Raw genomic sequence first — 20,758 nt, forward strand, 5'->3', positions numbered from 1 at the left:
TTGCGGGCAGCCTCACGCCTTTGTGAAAGCGTTTTCAACAAGTGGCAAAATTTTTCTATTCGGGAGGGTCTATATGGGAACGATGAAAAAACGGTTTCTAAGCCTGCTGCTCGTATCGGGCTTGGCGGTATCGACATTGGCGGCATGCACGGGCAATACGAACGACGGGGCCAATAATCCGGCCGCAAACGACGGGAACGCCGGCAACGCCGGCAATGCGAAGACCGAAGCGGCGAGCTTCGCCGACATCAGCCAGAACATTCGCGGAAATACGGCGCCGACGCAGGAGCAGATGGACGAAGTAAATACGACTCTGAACGATACGTACTTGGGCGATTTGTACGAAGAAGTCATTCCGAACGATTACTCCGCTTACCCGTACAAGAAGGACGTGACGCTGGACGTCTGGGTGCCCGCCGATTCCAACATCCCGGACATGAACAATCAAGCCGTTCAGAAGCAAATCGAGCAATTGACGGGCATCAAGGTGAACTTCATTACGCCGCCGGTGGGGCAGGAAGCGGACGCCTTCACGCTGATGATCTCGTCGGGCGAGCTGCCCGACATCATCATCGAGCCGAACCGGTACCCCGGAGGCCTCGAAGCGGGCGTCAACGACGGCGCCTTCCTCGATCTGACCGATTTGATGGAGAAGCACGCCCCCAACTATTCCGAATGGCGGAACTCCAACGAGATGAGAAGAAAAACGACGGTGACGGACGACGGGAGGCTGCTTGGCTTCTACGGCATCTCGCCTTATTCGGAATGGATCTGGTTCGGCATGCTGATCAAGCAGGAAGCGCTGGACAAGACCGGCATGGAGGTTCCGAATACGATCGAGGAATGGCACGCCTTCTTGAAAAAATGCAAGGAAGTCGGCTTCGACGAGCCGCTGAACTACGGATCGAAGTACGGCCAAATTTTTACGGGCATCATTAACGGGGCTTTCGGCGTATGGGATTGGACCTTCCTCGACAGCAACGGCAAAGTGCAATGGGGTCCGGCTCAGCCGAAGGCGAAGGAGTATCTGGCAACCCTGCAGCAATGGAACAAGGAAGGCTTGCTCAACCGCGACTGGGCGACGGCCGACTTCAACCAGCGTATGGCCAGCGCCATCTCTGGCAAAACCGCCGTTATGATGGATTCGCCGGACACGATGTGGAGCTATTGGAAGCAGCAGAACAACATCGACTTCGTCGGCGCGTTGAACCCGATTCTAAGCGACGGGGACCAAGCGGCGACGACGTACAAAAACTTTATGAGGACGGGCCGGTCGGCCGCGATCACGACCCAAGCCGAAGACGTGGAGGCCGCGATGGCGTGGCTGGATTTCAACTACAGCAAAAAAGGCTGGGAGATCGCGAACTACGGCGAGTACGGCAAGGTCCATCTGGTGGATGAGAACGGGAAGCCGTATTTCCATGAAAACAGCTACATCTACAAGGATCCGGAAGAGCAGCCCGTCGCGACGACGATCGTGAAGTACCGGATGCACTCGTGGCCGAACATCCGCGACGAGCATAACTCGAACCCGTTGATCGTGGCGAAAGGAAGCTATTCCGGCGAGATCCGCAAGTATTGGACGGAGAACATGGACACGAGCATGGCGATGCCGCCGATTACGTTCACGCAGGAGGAAGCGTCGCGGGAAGCGGAGCTCGGGAACCAGCTGTCGACGCTTCGCGGCGAGTACTTCGCCAAGATCATAATGGGCGAGCTTCCGGTCGACGCCTACGACAAGTTCCTGAGCGAGGCGCAGAAGATGGGACTGGACGAGTTCCTGAGCATCCATCAAGCGGCGCTCGAACGTTACAACAAAAGATAAATCCAACGTCCCGAAGGTCGATGCCCCGAATGTTTGGGGAAGAGCTTGGAATGAGGTGGTTGATGGATGGAAATCGTTCGCGATAACAAGGAGACGGGCAGCCGATTGGCTGTCCCCCCTCCTCCCAAGAAACGACTGATCATCAAAAAAGACTTCAAAAAAAACTGGTTTGCCTATATGCTGGCCGTTCCGGTCATTGCGTGGTTCATTATTTTCTGTTACGGACCGATGTGGGGCGTGATGATCGCCTTCAAGGACTTCAAACCGCTGCTCGGGTTCGCCGAAAGCGATTGGGTGGGGCTGAAGCATTTCATCGATTTTTTCGAGGGGCCTTACTTCTGGCGCGTCGTCAAAAATACGCTGCTCCTTAACGTATGGGGCATCGCGTTCGGGTTTACGGCACCGATCATCCTCGCGTTGATCCTGAATGAAATCCGTGCCGGAATATTCAAAAAAACGGTGCAAACCATTACCTATATGCCGCATTTTATTTCCTTGGTCGTCGTGTGCGGCATGATCCATATTTTCACGGCCGATGAAGGCGTCATTACGCAGCTCTTGCAGCTCTTTACGGGCAAGGACTATACGTCGCTGCTCGGCTACTCTTCCTTCTTCAGGCCGATCTATACATTCTCGGGCATCTGGCAGAGCATCGGATGGGAGAGCATTATTTACTTGGCGGCCATGAGCTCGATCGATCCGTCCTTATACGAAGCGGCCGAGATGGACGGTATCGGGCGAATCAAGAAGATGTGGCATATTACGCTGCCCCAGATCAGTCCCGTCATCGTCATCCTGTTCATCTTCGCGATCGGCGGCTTAATGGCGTCGGGCTACGAGAAAATCATTCTTCTCTACAACCCGCTGACGTACGACACGGCGGATGTCATCGCCTCTTATGTCTACCGGCGCGGCTTAAGGGAAGCGAGCCTCAGCTACTCCACCGCGGTCGGCTTAATCAGCGCAATCGTGAATTTCGCGCTGCTCTGGGCGGCGAACCGGGTGGCGAGACGCCACTCCGAAACCAGCTTATGGTAGGAAAGGAGCGGATGATCATGAAGAAACATTATTCCATAGGCAATCGGGCGTTCGACACGGTCCTTTATTTGCTGCTCATTATGCTGACGCTATGCTGCCTGTATCCGATCGTGCATATTGTGTTCGCGTCGTTCAGCGATCCTGTCCGGCTCGTTGCCCACAAAGGCCTATTGCTAGGGCCTCTCGGCTTCACGCTCGACGGCTACAAGCTGATCTTCAAGGACAACAGCCTGCTGGTCGGTTACGGCAACACGATCCTATACGTAGGGCTCGGCACGCTGGTCAACATGGTCATGACGATTATGGGCGCGTTCGTGCTGTCGAGGCGGGATTTATATTTCAAAAGCCATATTATGATCGTCATTACGATTACGATGTTTTTCGGAGGCGGCTTGATTCCCTGGTTTTTGCTCATGAAGGACATCGGCCTCTACAATAATTTATGGTCCATGATCCTGCCCACGGCTTTGAATACGTGGAACATGATCATTATGCGGACCGGGTTTCAGGCGATTCCGGCGGAACTGGAGGAAGCGGCTACGATCGACGGCGCGAGTCAGGCCAAAATATTGACGAACGTCATCCTGCCGCTGTCGAAGGCGACGCTGGCCGTTATTTTCCTGTACTACTTGGTCGGCAATTGGAATTCCTGGTTCAACGCGATGGTGCTGCTCAAGGACCGGGACCTGTTCCCGCTTCAGCTGCTGCTCAAGGAGATACTGGTTGCCAACGACGCCACCGCGACGACGATCGGCAGCGCCGGCGGCGTCGTCATCAACAGCGCGGAGAGCTCGACCGCCTTCCGGGAGCTGGTTAAATATTGCGCCATCGTCTTCTCGACGGTGCCGATCCTGATGGTGTACCCTTTTCTGCAAAAGTATTTCGTAAAGGGCGTGTACGTCGGTTCGATCAAGGGCTGAGCCCCGACGGCCGTCGTGCACCTTAACACCGCGCGCCGGGAGCTGCGCGCGGTGCGAAGAGAGGCATACACGTCAATGAAAACACGCCGATTCGGCGTGGTTTTTCTTTTGCGCGGAAAATTTCGTTCCGGCACCACCGTTGCGCAAATATGTCGATTCGATATATAATGAATATGTCGAATCGACATATAACGAATTACGGAATCGAGGTTTGGAACGTGTACGAATTGTTTGTGTTAGGCGAGCTGATGACTGGGGAGAAGCATGGCTACATGCTGCAGGAAGTGCTGAAGAAAGCGGTCGGGCTCGGAAGAAAGATCAGCTCGGGAACGTTATACCCGCTTCTGTCCCGCATGACGGAGAACGGATGGATCACACTGCGGGAGGAGGAGGAAACGAAGGGAGGACGCACGAAAAAAATATACGGTATCACCGCCTCGGGACAAGATCGCTTCCGTCAATTGATGGCGGAGCCTTTCGATGCGCCGGATGCCGAGGCGCAAAATACGCTGCGCTTGAAGATGGTTTATTTTCAGTACGTGGACAGAGAGGCGCGGCTGGCCTGCCTGAAGCAATATTTGCGGCTGCTGGAGCAGAACCTTAAGCATGTCTCGCAATTCGAGGCCGATCTGATCGCGTACAAGCCCGAGCCTGAGAAGCAGCGCGTCCAGCTGCTGCGCGTGTTCGATCACCGCAAACGGCTTGGGGAGGTCGAGGCTCGGTGGATCAAGGACGAAATCGAGCGGATCAAGGAACGGCAAGAGGAATAAGCCGCAAGGAGGAATCGCGATGGAACGTTTATGGTCAAAATCCTTTATTCAAATGACGCTGGGCATGCTTGTGTTATTTACGGGATTTTATTTGCTATTGCCGACGCTGCCGCTGTTTATCGCAGACATGGGCGGCACGGAGTCGCAGGTCGGGCTTGCCGCGGGGGCGTTTACGCTGACCGCGGTCGTCCTGCGGCCGTTCGTGGGCGGACTGCTTGACCGTTACGGCAGACGGCCGTTCATGATCGGAGGGCTTCTGCTCTTTATCCTGTCTATGGGGCTGTACAATTGGGTAAGCACGGTCGCCGTGCTGCTTGCCTTGCGCGTGCTGCACGGCGTCGGATGGGCTTTGTCGACGACGGCCGTCAGTACGGCGGTCACGGACATCGTTCCGGTGTCGCGCCGAGGCGAGGGGATGGGCTGGTTCGGCATGGCGATGACGGTCGCCATGGCGATCGGGCCGACGCTGGGCATATGGGTGCTGGGCGACGGGGCGTTTCACGGCTTGTTCTGGCTCGCGACGGGATTATCGATCGCCGCTTTGCTGCTCGTATTCACGACCTCGCTGCCCACGCAGCCCAAATCGTCCTCGGGGAAAATCGTGCTGTTCGAGAAATCCGTGCTGCCGCTGGCGGTCTCGCTCTTCTTCTTATCCGTCGCTTATGGCGGAATTACGACGTTCGTGCCGTTGTTCGGGAATTCGATCGGGGTAAATCCCGGTACGTTCTTCCTCGTCTATGCGCTCGCGCTGACGCTGGCAAGGCCGATTGCGGGCAAGCTGTCCGATAGGTTCGGCGAGGCGAGCATCATCCTGCCGGGACTTGTCGTTACCGTCATTTCGCTTGTCGTTCTGGGCTTCTCGGAAGGGCTGGCCGGCGTGGCCGCCGCCGCCGCGCTGTACGGGATCGGGTTCGGATCCGCCCAGCCGGCTCTGCAAGCGGCAAATCTGAGGCTCGCACCTCACGACAAGAGGGGAGTGGCAAGCGCTTCTTTCATGACCGCGTTCGACCTCGGCATCGGGCTCGGCTCGATCCTGCTCGGCTGGGTTTCCCAATATGCCGGTTACGAGACGCTGTTCATCGTCTGCGCGGGATCCGTACTCGTATCCGCCATGGTCTTCCTAACCTTGGTCGGCCGGCGCTTGGCGGAGAAACGGGTGGCCGCGGGTTAACGTTATCCGGGCGGCACCCGGCGGTGCCGCCTCTATGAAGCCCGTAACCGGCGCAAAACAAAAATCGACTGGACGGCCAAGTCTATCGTTTGATAAAATATAATAGAACATAGTTTTATATTATAAAACATTGAAACGAATGGACAGACGCGAGCGTTCCAGTTATGCCGAATCGCGCATTTAAGTCAGAACGAGGTTTTATAATGTAAAACGATTCTTGAGGAGGTTGGCCATTATGCGTATTTTTCGTTACAAGGAAGACTCGCGCCTCTATTTGGGAGCGATTACAGAAAGCGGGGAGGCGTACCGGCTCGACGCGCCGGACTTGATGACGCTCGTGCATGCGGCCCGCGCGGCGGGACTATCGACCGCGGCGTACGTGACGGCCCTGGCGGGCGGCCTCGCGCCGATCGAAGCTCCGGCGGAAGCGCTGAACCTGGCGACGCCGCTGGATGCGCCGGAAGTATGGGCGGCCGGCGTGACGTATCAGCGCAGCCGCGAGGCGCGCAATTACGAGGCGACGGAAGGGCGGCTGGACGCCGATACGTTTTACGACAAAGTATACGAAGCCGAGCGGCCGGAGCTGTTCATGAAATCGACCGCCGCGCGCACCGTCGGACCGGGCGAGCCGGTCTGCCTGCGGAGCGATTCCTCGTGGCAGGTTCCCGAGGCGGAGCTCGGACTCGTCCTGGACCGAGCCGGCGCCATCGTCGGCTATACGGCCGGCAACGATATGAGCTGCCGCGACATCGAAGGCGAGAACCCGCTCTATTTGCCGCAAGCGAAAATTTGGAAGCGTTCCTGTTCGATCGGCCCTTACGTTCGGCTTGCGGAGACGGTGGACGATCCGTACGCGCTTGCGATCGCCTGCCGCATTTACCGGGACGGAGTCAAGGTCGTCGACGAGACGGCAAATACCGGCCAGCTGAAGCGCAAGCTGGAAGAGCTGGTCGCCTTCCTGAAGCGGGACAACGAGCTGTTCGACGGCACGGTGCTGCTGACGGGCACCTGTCTCGTTCCGCCGAACCAGTTCACGCTCGCTTCCGGCGACCGGATCGAGATCGAAATCGAAGGCATCGGCACGCTGACGAATACGGCAATCGGCACGCATGAGCTGGAGTCGGCTCAGGCTCCGCTTCGCGTCTAAGGAGGAGACAACGATGGCAAACGCAACGAACACGGAAACGATAACGGTTCATAACTATATCGGCGGGCAGTGGAAGGAGCCGGCGACGGGCCGATGGGTGACCTGCGTCAACCCGGCCCGCGCGAGCGAGGCGGTCGCGCAGGCGCCGGCCTCGGATCGCGCCGATCTGGACGGGGCGGTCGCGTCCGCCGAAGCGGCGCGGCCCAGCTGGCGCAAGCTGACGGGCGCCCAGCGCGGCGCGCTGCTGTTCAAGGCGGCGGATCTGCTCGAGAGCCGCATGGAGGAGATCGGACGGGCGATGACCCGCGAGATGGGCAAGACGCTTGGCGAGGCGAAGGGCGAGACGGCCCGCGGCGCGGCCATTCTTCGCTATTACGCGGGTGAAGGGATGCGGCCGGTCGGCGACGTGATCCCGTCGACGGACGCGGACGCGCTTATGTTCACGACGCGCGCGCCGCTCGGCGTCGTCGGCGTCATTACGCCGTGGAATTTTCCGGTCGCCATTCCGATCTGGAAGATGGCTCCGGCCCTGATCTACGGCAACGCGGTCGTCTGGAAGCCGGCGCTCGAGACGTCCGTCACCGCGTCGCTTATCATGGCGTGCTTCCATGACGCCGGCTTTCCGTCAGGCGCGGTGAACATGGTCATCGGCGACGGCGCCGTCATCGGGCAGGCTATCGCCGAGCATCCAGGCATTCACGGCGTCACGTTCACGGGCTCGGGCGCCGTCGGCAAGCGCGTCGGACAGACCGCTCTGGCGCGCGGGGCGAAGTACCAGCTGGAGATGGGCGGGAAAAATCCGATCGTGATCGCCGCGGACGCCGATCTGGACCTGGCGGTCGACGCAACGATCAGCGGAGGGCTGCGCTCGACCGGCCAGAAATGCACGGCGACGAGCCGGGTCATCGTCGTTCGCGACGTCTACGAGCCGTTCCGGGCGAAGCTGCTGGAGAAGGTGAAGGCGCTGCGGGTCGGCGACGGCTTGAACGCCGACACTTGGCTCGGCCCGTGCGCCAGCCGGAAGCAGTACGAAACTGTGCTGCGGTACGTCGACAAGGGCAAGGAAGAAGGCGCCGAGCTGCTCGTCGGGGGCGGACGGCCGGAAGATCCGGCGCTCGCGGACGGCTATTTCGTCACGCCGGCCGTGTTCGATAAAGTGACGCCGTCGATGATGATCGCGCGGGAGGAAATATTCGGGCCGGTGCTGGCGCTGATCGAGGCGCGCGACCTGGAGGAAGCGATCGCGCTCGCGAACGACACGGAATTCGGGCTCAGCGCCTCGCTGTATACGCGCGACATCGCAAGCGCGCTGAAGTTCATGCAGGAGTCGGAGGCGGGGCTCGTCCGCGTCAACGCCGAGACGGCGGGCGTGGAGCTGCAGGCGCCGTTCGGCGGCATGAAAAGCTCCAGCTCCCATTCGAGGGAGCAGGGACAGGCGGCGATCGAGTTCTACACGTCGGTGAAAACGGTGTTCATCAAGCCTTGACCGGAGGGGAATGCGCAATGCAGGATCAATTGCAAGCCGTAATGGGCCCGGACGACGAGGCCTATTTCGAAGTGGAGACGCATGCGCCGGGTCCGGCCGGCAAGCTGCCGCTAACGCCGGAGCTGCTGCTGAACGCGCCGAGCGGCAACCTGTTCGGATGGAGCCAGAACGTCGGGATGGGCTGGCGGGCGGATCGATTGACGGGCAGAGAGGTACTCCTGTTAGGCACGCTCGGCGGCATCCGGGGCGAGGACGGCACGCCTGTCGCGCTAGGTTATCATACCGGGCATTGGGAGATCGGACTTCTCATGAAAGCGGCCGCGGAAGAAATCGCGGCCGCCGGCAGCATCCCGTTCGCCGGCTACGTCAGCGATCCTTGCGACGGCCGCTCGCAGGGCACGCCGGGCATGTTCGATTCGCTGCCGTACCGCAACGACGCGGCGATGGTGATGCGCCGGCTGATCCGCTCGCTGCCGACGCGCGCGGCCGTCGTGGGCGTAGCCACCTGCGACAAAGGGCTGCCGGCGATGATGCTGGCGCTCGCCGGGATGAAGAAGCTTCCCGGCGTCATCGTGCCGGGCGGCGTTACGCTGCCGCCGACGCACGGCGAGGACGCCGGGAAGATTCAAACGATCGGCGCCCGTTACGCAAACGGCGAGCTATCGCTCGAGGAAGCGGCCGATCTCGGCTGCCGCGCCTGCGCGACGCCGGGCGGAGGCTGCCAATTCCTCGGCACGGCGGGGACGGCGCAGGTCGTGGCCGAGGCGCTGGGCCTCACCGTGCCGCACGCCGCGCTGGCGCCTTCGGGCCAGCCCGTCTGGACGGCGATGGCGCGCCAATCCGCCCGCGCCGCGATGGCGCTTGCCGGCAGGGGGCTCGCGATGGAGGACCTGCTGACGGACGCGTCCATCCGCAACGCCATGGCGGTGCACGCCGCCTTCGGCGGCTCCACCAACCTGCTGCTGCATATCCCCGCGATCGCCCATGCGGCGGGTCTCGCGGCGCCTGACGCCGGGGATTGGGCGGCGGTCAACCGGAGCGTCCCGCGGCTGGTCAGCGTGCTGCCGAACGGTCCCGTCCCGCATCCGACGGTGCGCGTGTTTCTCGCCGGGGGCGTGCCGGAAGTCATGCTGCATCTACGGCGTCTCGGCGTGCTGGACCAGAGCGTGCTTACGGCGGCGGGGCTCACCCTCGGCGAGACGCTCGACTGGTGGGAGTCATCCGAGCGGCGCCGGCGCATGCGCGCCTACCTCGCCGATCGCGAAGGCATCGATCCGGATACCGTCATTTACAGCCCGGACCGGGCGAAGGAGGCCGGCTTGACGCCGACCGTCACGTTCCCGACCGGCAACCTCGCGCCGGAGGGCTCCGTCATCAAGTCGACGGCCATCGATCCGTCGGCGCTTGACGCGGACGGCGTATTCCGGCATGTCGGCCGGGTGAAAGTATTCACGACCGAACGCGAAGCGATCCGCGCGATCAAGACCGGCGGCATTGCCGCCGGCGACATCCTGGCGCTTATCGGGCGCGGGCCGTCGGGAACGGGGATGGAGGAGACGTACCAACTGACGTCGGCGCTGAAGCATCTGTCCTTCGGCAGGCAGGTGTCGCTCCTGACCGACGCCCGGTTCTCCGGCGTGTCGACCGGCGCCTGCATCGGCCACATCGGGCCCGAAGCGCTCGCTGGAGGTCCGGTCGGCCGGCTTCGCGACGGCGATTGGGTCGACATCCGCGTCGATACGCGCGGGCTGGAGGGATGGATCCATATGGTCGGCTGCGGCGAGCGGCCGGATACGCCGGACGCAGGTTCGGCCGTCCTCGCCGGAAGGCCGCCGCATCCCGGCCTCGCGGAGGATCCGGATTTGCCGGACGACTCCCGTCTATGGGCCGCGCTGCAGTCGGTCAGCGGCGGAACGTGGAAGGGCTGCGTTTACGATACGGACCGCATCATCAAGACGCTGGAAGCGGGCATGCGCGCGCTTGCCGCGGAAGACGGCAAAGCAGAATCGATCCTATAACGCGTACATCCAATAACAAGCGGCAGCCGGATTAACCGGACTGCCGGTTTTTTTCGTTCGGCAACAAATCGGGCGCGGGAGATTCGATACCGGTAGCTGGAAGAACAGAGGCATTCGACCGCATCAAATAGAGGAAGGCCGTCCCAAAGCGACGGCCTTCCTCTATTTAATGCGCCGCCGGCGCTTCCGCGCCGACGACAAGCTCGATCTTCTTGATGCGATGCTTTTCCCTTTCCCGAACGATGAGCGTAACCGGGCCGTGAAGGAACTGTTCGCCTTTTTGCAGGTCGGGGCTTTGGGTGAACAGCCAGCCGCCAATCGTATCCACTTCGGCGTCATCGATGGAGATGCCGGGCAGCTGATTGATTTCGTCGATTAACGTATTGCCTTGGACAAGGTAGCGGTCATCGCCGATTTTCTCGATCGGCTTTTTCTCGTCCGCGTCGAATTCGTCCCGGATCTCTCCGACGATCTCCTCCAATATGTCCTCGATCGTGATCAGGCCGGAGGTGCCGCCGTATTCATCGAGAAGCAAAGCGATATGGACGCGCTGCTGCTGCATTTTGGTCAGCAATGTCTTGATCGGCGTCACTTCCGGTACGGTCAGAAGCGGCTGAATGAGCGATTTCATATCGAAATCCGGTTCGTTCCCGTACTGCAGAAAAAATTGCTTCGTATTGATGAAGCCGATCATGTTGTCCTTGCTCCCGCTTGCGACCGGGAAGCGCGTGTATTGCTCCTTCTTGATAATCGCGATGATCTCCGCGAGCGAGTTGTCCGTGTACAAGCAGGCCATGTCGGTGCGGGGTACCATGATTTCTCTTGCCAGAAGCTCGTCGAAGGCGAATATGTTGCTTACGTAGCCGTATTCGGTTTTGTTGATTTTCCCGCTCTCGTAGCTTTCCGACAAAATAATCCGAATCTCTTCCTCGGAGTGGGCGTCTTCGTGCTCGCTCGCTCCTCTTAAGCCGAACAGCCGCACGAGCGCGTTGGCCGATCCGTTGAGCGCCCAAATAATCGGATACATCAGCTTATAGAAGAAGATAATGAGCGGCGCGGTCCAGACCGATACCAGCTCCGCTTTCTGAATGGCAATCGATTTGGGCGCCAATTCGCCTACGACGACGTGAAGGAACGTAATCAAAGCGAACGCAATGGCGAAGGAGACGATGTGGCCGGCGTTTTCGCCGAGTCCGATTTGTTGGAACAGCGGATACAGCAGCTTTTCGACCGTCGGTTCGCCCAGCCAGCCAAGTCCCAATGCGGTAATCGTAATGCCTAGCTGACACGCCGACAAATACCCGTCAAGATTGGATGTTACCTTCCGAACGGCTAAAGCGTTCTTCCTTCCCTCGATCACCATCTGATCGACGCGGCTGGCCCGAAGCTTCACGATCGCGAATTCGGTGGCGACGAAAAAGGCGGTGAGCGCGATCAGAATAATGATGAGTACGATATTGAGAGTCATAATTTACCTCCAGTAATAATTTGAACTAATCATAGATAAGTTCATATGAACTTATTATAGGATTTATTTATAAGATCTTCAAATTCGATATTCCTCCAAAAAACGCTCAAAATCGCGAAATGAACGATTATTGCCGCATCATTTCATTCATTTCCTATGCAGGGTAATAGTACGTCCCGATAGATCGCTCCTGCTCGCACGACGATGACATGAATATTATTCGCCTGGAGGAGCAACCTTATTAAACACGTTCGAGAAATTGGAGGGCATCATGGAAACCGAACATAACATTCGTTTAACGTCGACGGAAATCGCCGCGCTTTGGACGACTTATCAGAACGATACGTTGGCCAAATGCGTATTGAGCTACTTTCTCAGCAAAGTCGAGGATAAGGAAATTAAAGGAGTCGTTGAATTGGCGCTGTCGATTTCCGAGACGCATATCGGGCAGTTGACGGAGCTGTTTCAATCCGAGAATTTCCCGATTCCGCTCGGGTTTACCGGCGAAGACGTGAACGTGAATGCGAGGCGCCTCTTCTCGGACAGCTTCTTTCTGTATTACATCAAAAATATGTCCAAGGTCGGCCTGACGACGTACGGCATGACGTATTCCATGGCATCGCGCGCCGATACCCGGACGTTCTTCGGCGACGCGCTTCGAGAGACGATGACGCTCGATAAAAAAGTTACCCAAGTGCTGCAAAACAAAGGCTTATACATTAGGCCGCCTTCCATTCCGACCCCGGACCATATCGATTTCGTGAAAAACCAATCGTTCCTGTTCGGCGGATTTTTCGGATTCGGGGAGAAGCGTCCTCTGTTATCGATGGAAATCGGTCAATTGTTCGCCAATATTCAAACGAATTCGCTCGGCAAAGCTTTGCTCATGGGATTCGCCCAAGTCGTCAGGTCGCAGGAAATACGCGACTATTTGCTGACGGGCAAAGAAATTTCGAACAACCATATCAAATCGTTTTCCGAGACATGCCTCGACGAGGATATCCCGGTGCCGATGACTTGGGATCCGGACGTGATGGACTCCACGGAACCTCCGTTTTCCGATAAACTCATTCTGTTCCATGTATCGTTGCTGGTTACCGCAGGCACGGCGAACTACGCCGTATCCATGGCCGCGAGCCCGAGGAAGGACGTGGCCGCGAACTACGTCAAGCTCACTGCCGAGATTGCGGCCTATGCGAATCATGGCGCCAAGCTCATGATCGAAAACGGATGGCTCGAGGAACCGCCGCAGTCGCCGGACCGCAGGAAGCTGGTTAAAGCTTGAAGCGAGAAAGAGGAGATAGAAGCCCGCCGACCGTTGGTCGGCGGGCTTCTTGCGTAAACACCGGAAATGAGAAGCACGAACCCATCAAAAACTGCGCCGTACGGCGCGGTTTTTGTCGATTCGGCTGCCAAATATCATTGACCCTGTCGCGGCAGGAAGGTAGGATGATAGTAATATAGATGATTTTGGAAGGGAGGCATGCAGCTTTGTCGCTGGGACATCTGAGGGGGACCTACGGGTTTCGGTTTGCCGAATCGCCCGATCGGCCGCTGTGCGGGCTGTTCGCCGTAGGGCATGAACGGGAGAGCAGCGCCGCTTACGATTGGAACGGACTGACGCGAACGGACGGGCCGCTGCTGCTCTTTCAGTATACGCTGGACGGATACGGGGAAGTCGAGATCGACGGACGCCTCTACCGGCCCGAGCCGGGCAGAGCCTTCCTCGTGGAGATCCCGGGCAATCATCGTTACCGTCTTCCCGCCGGATCGGCAGCCTGGGAATTTCTCTATATCCTGCTTCGTCCGCGGCTAGTCGGCCCGCTGTGGGACGAAGCCAAGACCAGGCTTGGCGAGCTGCCCTACTTGCCGCAAGGCAGCGGTCCGATTGCCGCGCTGAACGATCTGTACCGGGAAGCGAGGGCGGGGCGAATTACGGACCCGTACGCCGCTTCCTCGCACGCCTACCGATTCATGATGGAGCTGGCGCGTTTCTCGGCGAACAAAGGCATGACGGACGCGATGTGGCCGCCGGCCGTAAAGGATGCCGTCCGGTACATGGAGCGGCATTTCGACCGAATGATCGGACAGGAGCAGCTGTCCATGGAGCTGGGCGTGTCCAAATACCATTTTCTCCGCACGTTTGCCCGGTTCGTCGGCATGACGCCGGGCGAGTACTTAAGCCGGATACGAATCCAGAAGGCGGTCGAGCTGCTCCGCCAAACGGACCGGAGCATCGAACAAATCGCCGCTTCCGTGGGCTATTCGAGCGGCAGCTACTTTATCAAAGTGTTCCGCAAGCTGACCGGCCAAACCCCCGCCCAATTCCGTTCGGGCACCGAGCTTCCTTACAGCCGTCTCTTCTTCGATTGAAGGGCGGAACGGCAATATAGTGCTATTTATGAACCAAAATTACGGTGGATCATAATTATGCAAGCGGTTATTCTGATAGTAGGTTTGCAATATATTACTATGGAATCGTATCTGAGGAGGTTAACGCATGAATCATCGGGATTTTGCCCCGACTCCGCCCATGGGCTGGAACAGCTGGGACTGCTACGGCGCGACCGTCACCGAGGAAGAGGTGCGCGGGAACGCCGATTATATGGCCCGCCATCTGAAGGAGTACGGCTGGGAGTATGTCGTCGTCGACATTCAATGGTACGAGCCCGGAGCGGTCTCCGACCTTTACCGGCCCTTCGTCCGTCTGGAAACCGACGCTTATTCGCGGCTCGTCCCCGCTGCGAACCGGTTCCCTTCCGCGGAAGGCGGCCGAGGGTTCAAGCCGCTGTCGGACTACGTGCACAGCCTTGGGCTAAAATTCGGCATCCATATTATGCGCGGCATTCCGCGCCAGGCGGTCCATGACGATACGCCGATCAAGGGGACGGACAGGACGGCGCGCGACATCGCGCATACCTGCTCCTTCTGCGGGTGGAATACCGATATGTACGGCGTCGACGCCAAGAAGGAAGGCGCCCAGGAATACTACAATTCGTTATTCGAGCTCTATGCGGAGTGGGGCGTCGATTACGTCAAGGTTGACGATATCGCGGATTCGTGGCTGCACGGCGGGACGCATCTGGCGGAGATCGAACTGATCCGCAAGGCGATCGACCATGCCGGCAGGCCGATGGTGTTGAGCCTGTCGCCGGGACCGGCTCCCGTGAAGCATGCCGATTTCTTCGAGGCGAACGCCAATCTGTGGCGGATGACCGACGACTTCTGGGATCGATGGCCGCTTCTGCTGGATATGTTCGACCGCTGCGAGGCGTGGGAAGGGCGGCCGAAGCCGGGCAGCTGGCCGGATTGCGACATGCTGCCGCTCGGACGCATCGGCGTGCGCTGCTCGCATCCCGATCGAATGACGAACTTTACGAAGGACGAGCAGTTGACGATGATGACGCTGTGGACGATCTTCCGCTCGCCGCTCATGTTCGGAGGCGAGATGCGCGACAACGACGAGTGGACGTTGTCGCTGCTGACGAACCGGGACGTGCTGCATATGCACCGCAGCAGCTTCGGCGCCCGCCGGGCGAGCCGCATCGGCGGCAAAGTCGTGTGGGTCGCCGAAGGGCCGGACGGGGAGCGCTACGCGGCTCTCTTCAATACGGGCGAGGAGGCGGCGGAAGTGTCCGTAACGCTTGCCGAGCTAGGCATAGACGGCGCGGCGGACGCGAAGGAGCTGTGGACCGGCAAGGCGCTCGGCCCGCTGAACGATGCGCTCTCGGCGGCGATTCCGCCGCACGGGGCGGCCTTGTACAGACTGACCGCGGAATAATCGTACCCGATTTTAATAATTTTCATTTCCCTATTTCATCTTGCGCTAAGGTTTGCCCGCTACAATTTGAATATCATTTGCAATGAAGAATTGAGGGGGAGCGATGATTAATCCGCAAGAGGGAAATGGAAGAAAGGCGTCCGAGCCGGATATTCGCCGGAAAAAAGAACGGATCGAAGAAGTGACGCTGCTTCGCGCGTTCGCCTTTCTGGCGATAACGCTCCAGCACTGCATAGCGGAATATATTTACCGGCCGGACATTATGCAGGCGGACTCGATCATGCTGGCGATGCTGTTTCATTTCACCCGGTTCGGAACGCCGACGTTCGTGTTCCTGTCCGGTCTCATCCTATTTTACAATTACAGCGGGAAGCTGGATTATCGTTCGTTCATTCGCAAAAGGTTCGGCGATATTTTCGTTCCTTTCCTATGCTGGACGTTTGTTTATTGGATCGCGGTGGAAGGGGTTATCGGCTCCAAGCTGATGCAGCCTTCGGCTTGGCCGAATATTTTCCTGCAGCTCGTCAAGCCGACTAACGGCTACCATCTGTGGTTTATTGTAATGATCTTTCAGTTTTATTTGTTATTCCCGCTGTTTTCCAAGGCGGTCGCATCGTTCCGGAAGCGTCTGCCCCTCCATTCGGAAGGAGGAGCGTTCCGAATGGCCTTGTGGGCATCCGTTGCGCTCTGCCTGACGTACGGCGCGCTACTGTGGCTGTCCTATTACAAAATGCCCGGCTGGGCCGCTTCCGCGGACGGTTTCTGGGCAGGGCTGATCACGTACCGTTCTTATTATTTCGTCATGTACGTCTTCTACTTCCTGATCGGCGGCGTATGCGCCTTCGGCCTGGCCAGGTTTCGGGCGTTTGCGGCCGATGCGATGGGGTGGACGACGTTCGTGTTCATCGGGGCTTATATTTGGCTCGGTTACGATGTACTGCGCTTCTCGACGGAGCGGATGAATTTGCAGGTTTCCAACTATTTAAAACCTACCACGTTCCTGATCATCGTCTCCCAGCTGCTTCTGCTGTACGGGTTCGCGCTCCTACTACAGAAACGCAAGGGCGCGCTTTACCGCATGCTGCGGTTTATCGGCCGACATTCGTTCGGCGGATTTCTGTCCCACGCGTTCGTGCTTATGCTGGCGAGCGCGGTAACGCGGCCCATGACGCTAAGCGGGGCCCATCTGCCGGCGGCGTTGATCACGTTCGTCCTGGTTGCGGCTGGCGCGATCGGACTAGCCAGTCTGCTCGGCAAGCTGCCCTTCGGACGATGGCTGGTCGGGCCTGCGGGCCGCCGCAAGCCGAAATCGGCTGCTGCGGACCGGTCCGCAGCGGAAAGTCTGGAGGGTTTAAAAGGTTCCATAAGAGGCTGAGCGAATTTGCTCAGCTTTTTTATTTAGGAGAAGCTCCATATCTGCCCGAAGGATGCGGTTAAATTCGTACGATCCCCTGCAAAGAATGGTAATCGCTTCTATTATCTGAAGGCTGCAGCTCTGAATCGATAAGCGTTATCCCGCGTGTGCCGTGTGTTAGGCAGATGGTTTGATCAGTACTATTGCCTGTCGGAGCCCTGAAATTTATAGTTGGAGTGTGATCGATGCGCACAACATACATGCAGAGGAGGAGGACGGATGAAGGGGCAACAGGCGGTTCGGCTGCAAAGCAATCAGGAGCGCCATTCGATGAAGCAAGCATTGCTTCTGAAGGATCTGATACGGGACCGATGGCTGTATTTGATTCTTTTGCCAGGCCTATTGTACTTTGTTGTTTTCAAATACGTTCCGATGTTCGGCCTGATAATGGCGTTTGAACATTATCAGCCGCATTTGGGTTTTCTGAACAGTCCCTGGGCAGGATTCAAGCATTTTGAACGATTTTTCACCGAGCCTCAGTTTTGGATGCTGTTCCGCAATACGATTCTGTTAGCGATTTATAATTTGGTGTTTTTCTTTCCGCTCCCGATTATACTGGCGCTCATGCTGAACGAAGTCCGCCAGAAGCTGTTTAAACGGTTTGCTCAGACCTTGCTCTATTTGCCGCACTTCGTATCATGGGTCGTAGCGGTCGGCATTTTCTATATCCTGTTTACGACGGAAGGCGGCATCGTGAACGAATTCATTGCAAGGCTCGGCTTTGAAAAAATTCCGTTTATGCTTAGCGAAGACTGGTTCAGAACGATGATTGTCAGCCAGTCGATCTGGAAGGAAGCGGGATGGGGCACGATTATATTCCTCGCTGCGCTCGCCGGCGTCGATCTTCAGCTTTATGAGGCTGCCCGCATGGATGGAGCAGGCCGCTGGCGTCAGCTTTGGCATATTACGCTTCCGGCCATTCGCAGCACGATCGTCATTTTGTTTATTTTGCGGCTCGGCTCTTTTCTGGATACGGGGTTTGAGCACATCTTCCTGATGCTGAACTCGATGAACCGGGAAGTCGGAGAGGTGTTCGATACGTACGTATACATGAAGGGCTTGACGCAGGGGCAGTACAGCTACAGCGCCGCAGTCGGGCTGTTCAAATCGCTGGTCGGGCTCGTGCTTGTGCTCGGAGCCAACTGGGCGGCGAAGAAGTTCGGCGAAGAAGGCATTTACTAGAAGCGTCGGGAGGTGCCGCTATGCTCGCGGAACAAAAGCAATGGAGCAGCCGGCTTTTTACGATCGTTAATTATTCGCTGCTCATTCTGGTTTCGATCTTTACGGTCGTTCCGTTTCTATATATCGTGTCCGTATCGTTTGCAGCTTCCGAGGAGGTGGCGAAGGGCGGTCTGCTCTTGTTCCCGTCGAAGTTTACGCTCGGAGCCTATAAATACATTTTCTCAACGGATACGATGCTGAGAGGAATCTTAATTTCGATTTATGTAACCGTTTTCGGGACGCTGATTAATCTGATTTTGACCTCGCTTACCGCATATCCGCTGGCAAAAGCCGGATTAAGAGGAAGACGTCTGTTTCTGCTGATGATATTGGTGACGATGCTGTTCAGCGGCGGAATCATTCCGACTTATTTTGTCGTGAAGGCGTTCGGCATGATCAATACGTATTGGTCGCTCATGATTCCGACGGCGATCAGCGCGTTTAACCTGATTGTCCTCAAAAACTTCTTTCAGCAAATTCCGGACAGCCTGGAGGATTCGGCGAAAATCGACGGCGCGAACGATCTGGGCGTCTTATTCCGCATCGTCCTGCCGCTGTCGATGCCGGCGATGGCGACATTCGGGCTGTTCTACGCCGTTGGCCATTGGAATACGTTTTTCAACGCGGTCATGTATATCAACGATTCGGAGAAGTTTCCGGTACAAGTCATCCTGAGGCAAATCGTGCTGCTGTCGCAGGACCAGATCGGCGATACGACTTCGCAGCAGGATCCGACCGACTATTTGCCGCAGACGATCCGGATGGCTTCGATTGTCGTGGCGACGCTTCCGATCGTGCTCGTGTATCCGTTTTTGCAAAAGCATTTCGCCAAAGGGGTGCTGCTGGGTTCGGTAAAGGGCTGAAGGTTGTTCGAAGGCAAGGCTGGCTATAAACCACTCAAAGGGGGAAATTCGCTATGTTTCGCAAGCGTTTTATGAAGGGGTCCGTTTCTTTGCTGGCCGTTGCAGCCGTTCTGGCGGGCTGCGCGGGTAATGGAGGCCCGCAGACGGACAAGCCGGCTCAGCAGGACGGCAGCAAGCCGCTCATCGTTACGATCGCAACGCCCCAGGTCGGCGAGGCTCCGAAGAAGGACAGCGAGGTGGAGCTGGCCATTGAGAAATATACGAATTCCAAAATCGATATGCAATGGATTCCGGGCGCGGCCTTCGAGGATAAGAAAAATATTATGATTGCGTCCAGCGATATGCCGAAAGCGTTCAAAATTACGTCAAACGCCACGACGCTGGCCGCCATTCAATCCGGCTTATTCTGGGAAATCGGACCGCTGCTCCAAAACTATAAAAACCTCTCGGCGCTCGACGATTATTATTATGACAATATTAAAGTGGACGGCAAATTGTACGGGCTGCCGCTGTACCGGGACACGGGGCGAGCCGGCCTTGTCTACCGGAAGGACTGGTTCGACGAGCTGGGCCTGAAATTGCCGGTCACGCTGGATGACTGGTACGCGATGATGAAAACGATGGCCGAGAAGGACCCGAACAAAAACGGCGAGCAGGACACATACGGCCTGTTTCTGGACAAATCCTTCAATGATCCCGCCGGCAGCAATACGTTTCTTACCCGGCTTGCGGTGTCGCAGGGAGCGCCGAATAAATGGGGCGAAGAGAACGGCAAGCTGATTCCGGAGTTTATGACGACGCCTTATTTGAACGCGATGAAGCTTCTGCGTGAGCTGTACCGGGAAAAGCTGATTAACCAGGACTTTTCCGTCGTGCAGGCGGCGGACGCCGACAACAAATGGAATGCGGGCCAGGCAGCCATACGCGTGAATACGGTAGCTTCGGCCGCCGCGACTTCTCATGAAAATTTGAAAAAAACGGTGCCCGATTCCATTGTCGACGTGGAGCCGTATATCGGACCCTTCGGCAATCGCGTGCCGGCCGAGCCTGGGAATAACGGCTTCTTCGTCTTCCCGAAATCGAGCGTGGCGTCGGAGGAAGAGCTTGAGCAATTGCTTGGCTTCTTCGATAAGCTGCTCGATCCTGAAATGTCCACCTTGCTGACGCGCGGCTTTGAAGGCAAGCATTATACGAAAACAGCCGACGGGAAAGCCGAATTAAAGGATTTGTCGTTGTTCAATCTGGAGGTTAAGCCTTATCGCGACAGCTTGCCGTCATTCGAGGTAACCGGACAGGGACTGCCGTTGAAATTATCCCCGCTGCAGGAGAAGGGCTGGGAGGTGGTCGCCGGAAATTTGCCGAACGTCGTTCCTAATCTCGCGCTGACGCTAAGCTCGGCCACCTACCTGGAGAAGGGCGGAGAGCTGGATACCCTCATACGCGATGCGCAAACCAAATTTATTATGGGCAAAATGGATGAAGCCGGCTGGCTGGCCGAGGTGGATAACTGGAAAAAAGCCGGCGGAGATAAAGTGATCGAGGAATATACGGCCGCTTATGCGAAGCAAAAGCAGTGAACCTGCCCGCTAACTGACGGCAAGCGGCGATAACCTGGCAAGCTCTGGTATAATGGTAA

The 20,758-nt window shown here is 57.7% G+C and carries 16 protein-coding genes; 15 read left to right on the forward strand and 1 reads right to left on the reverse strand.

Translation table 11 applies throughout. The annotated features are described in order from the left end of the window. Nucleotides 1-73 precede the first annotated feature (73 nt). The 8 genes from IDH41_RS01600 to IDH41_RS01635 all read left to right on the forward strand — a co-directional run bounded on the left by IDH41_RS01600 (nucleotide 74) and on the right by IDH41_RS01635 (nucleotide 10,375). Nucleotides 74-1,825 (forward strand): type 2 periplasmic-binding domain-containing protein, encoded by a 1,752-nt coding sequence (locus tag IDH41_RS01600; protein WP_190857690.1) that lies wholly within the window; start codon nucleotides 74-76, stop codon nucleotides 1,823-1,825. A gap of 66 nt (nucleotides 1,826-1,891) precedes the next feature. Continuing rightward, complete coding sequence (locus IDH41_RS01605; RefSeq protein ID WP_190857691.1) at nucleotides 1,892-2,863, forward strand: ABC transporter permease; 972 nt, start codon at nucleotides 1,892-1,894, stop codon at nucleotides 2,861-2,863. A 17-nt stretch (nucleotides 2,864-2,880) separates the two neighbouring features. Then, complete coding sequence (locus IDH41_RS01610; RefSeq protein ID WP_223829363.1) at nucleotides 2,881-3,783, forward strand: carbohydrate ABC transporter permease; 903 nt, start codon at nucleotides 2,881-2,883, stop codon at nucleotides 3,781-3,783. 218 nt (nucleotides 3,784-4,001) lie between these two features. Beyond that, nucleotides 4,002-4,553 carry a PadR family transcriptional regulator gene (locus tag IDH41_RS01615; protein WP_190857695.1) on the forward strand — a complete coding sequence of 184 codons (552 nt, stop codon included), beginning with the start codon at nucleotides 4,002-4,004 and terminating at the stop codon, nucleotides 4,551-4,553. A 19-nt stretch (nucleotides 4,554-4,572) separates the two neighbouring features. Continuing rightward, entirely contained in the window at nucleotides 4,573-5,724 is a 1,152-nt protein-coding gene (locus IDH41_RS01620) for an MFS transporter (protein WP_190857697.1), read from the forward strand. Nucleotides 5,725-5,959: 235 nt separating this feature from the next. Further along, nucleotides 5,960-6,871: a fumarylacetoacetate hydrolase family protein gene (locus IDH41_RS01625; RefSeq protein WP_190857699.1), complete on the forward strand. Its 912-nt coding sequence runs from the start codon at nucleotides 5,960-5,962 to the stop codon at nucleotides 6,869-6,871. Between the two features lie 13 nt (nucleotides 6,872-6,884). After that, nucleotides 6,885-8,357, forward strand: a complete 1,473-nt coding sequence (gene gucD, locus IDH41_RS01630; protein WP_190857701.1) for an alpha-ketoglutaric semialdehyde dehydrogenase GucD — start codon at nucleotides 6,885-6,887, stop codon at nucleotides 8,355-8,357. 17 nt (nucleotides 8,358-8,374) lie between these two features. Beyond that, nucleotides 8,375-10,375 (forward strand): YjhG/YagF family D-xylonate dehydratase, encoded by a 2,001-nt coding sequence (locus tag IDH41_RS01635; protein WP_190857703.1) that lies wholly within the window; start codon nucleotides 8,375-8,377, stop codon nucleotides 10,373-10,375. A 166-nt stretch (nucleotides 10,376-10,541) separates the two neighbouring features. On the opposite strand, the gene IDH41_RS01640 is transcribed toward IDH41_RS01635, so the two are convergent. Beyond that, nucleotides 10,542-11,843 carry a hemolysin family protein gene (locus IDH41_RS01640; protein ID WP_190857705.1) on the reverse strand — a complete coding sequence of 434 codons (1,302 nt, stop codon included), beginning with the start codon at nucleotides 11,841-11,843 and terminating at the stop codon, nucleotides 10,542-10,544. A gap of 271 nt (nucleotides 11,844-12,114) precedes the next feature. Here IDH41_RS01640 and IDH41_RS01645 point away from each other — a divergent pair, with 271 nt between their 5' ends. The 7 genes from IDH41_RS01645 to IDH41_RS01675 all read left to right on the forward strand — a co-directional run bounded on the left by IDH41_RS01645 (nucleotide 12,115) and on the right by IDH41_RS01675 (nucleotide 20,699). Continuing rightward, nucleotides 12,115-13,128: a DUF3231 family protein gene (locus IDH41_RS01645; protein ID WP_190857707.1), complete on the forward strand. Its 1,014-nt coding sequence runs from the start codon at nucleotides 12,115-12,117 to the stop codon at nucleotides 13,126-13,128. Nucleotides 13,129-13,334: 206 nt separating this feature from the next. Then, complete coding sequence (locus IDH41_RS01650) at nucleotides 13,335-14,216, forward strand: helix-turn-helix domain-containing protein (protein WP_223829365.1); 882 nt, start codon at nucleotides 13,335-13,337, stop codon at nucleotides 14,214-14,216. Nucleotides 14,217-14,343: 127 nt separating this feature from the next. Beyond that, nucleotides 14,344-15,624, forward strand: a complete 1,281-nt coding sequence (locus tag IDH41_RS01655) for a glycoside hydrolase family 27 protein (protein WP_190857709.1) — start codon at nucleotides 14,344-14,346, stop codon at nucleotides 15,622-15,624. A gap of 103 nt (nucleotides 15,625-15,727) precedes the next feature. After that, entirely contained in the window at nucleotides 15,728-16,999 is a 1,272-nt protein-coding gene (locus tag IDH41_RS01660; RefSeq protein WP_190857711.1) for an acyltransferase, read from the forward strand. Between the two features lie 309 nt (nucleotides 17,000-17,308). Then, complete coding sequence (locus tag IDH41_RS01665) at nucleotides 17,309-18,220, forward strand: ABC transporter permease (protein ID WP_223829388.1); 912 nt, start codon at nucleotides 17,309-17,311, stop codon at nucleotides 18,218-18,220. 20 nt (nucleotides 18,221-18,240) lie between these two features. Beyond that, entirely contained in the window at nucleotides 18,241-19,122 is an 882-nt protein-coding gene (locus tag IDH41_RS01670) for a carbohydrate ABC transporter permease (RefSeq protein WP_190857715.1), read from the forward strand. A 53-nt stretch (nucleotides 19,123-19,175) separates the two neighbouring features. Beyond that, nucleotides 19,176-20,699, forward strand: coding sequence for an extracellular solute-binding protein (locus IDH41_RS01675; RefSeq protein ID WP_223829366.1), 1,524 nt, complete (start codon nucleotides 19,176-19,178; stop codon nucleotides 20,697-20,699). The last annotated feature ends 59 nt before the right edge of the window (nucleotides 20,700-20,758 follow it).

The sequence above is a fragment of the Paenibacillus arenilitoris genome, from assembly GCF_014705655.1.
In the GTDB taxonomy this organism is placed as follows: domain Bacteria; phylum Bacillota; class Bacilli; order Paenibacillales; family Paenibacillaceae; genus Pristimantibacillus; species Pristimantibacillus arenilitoris.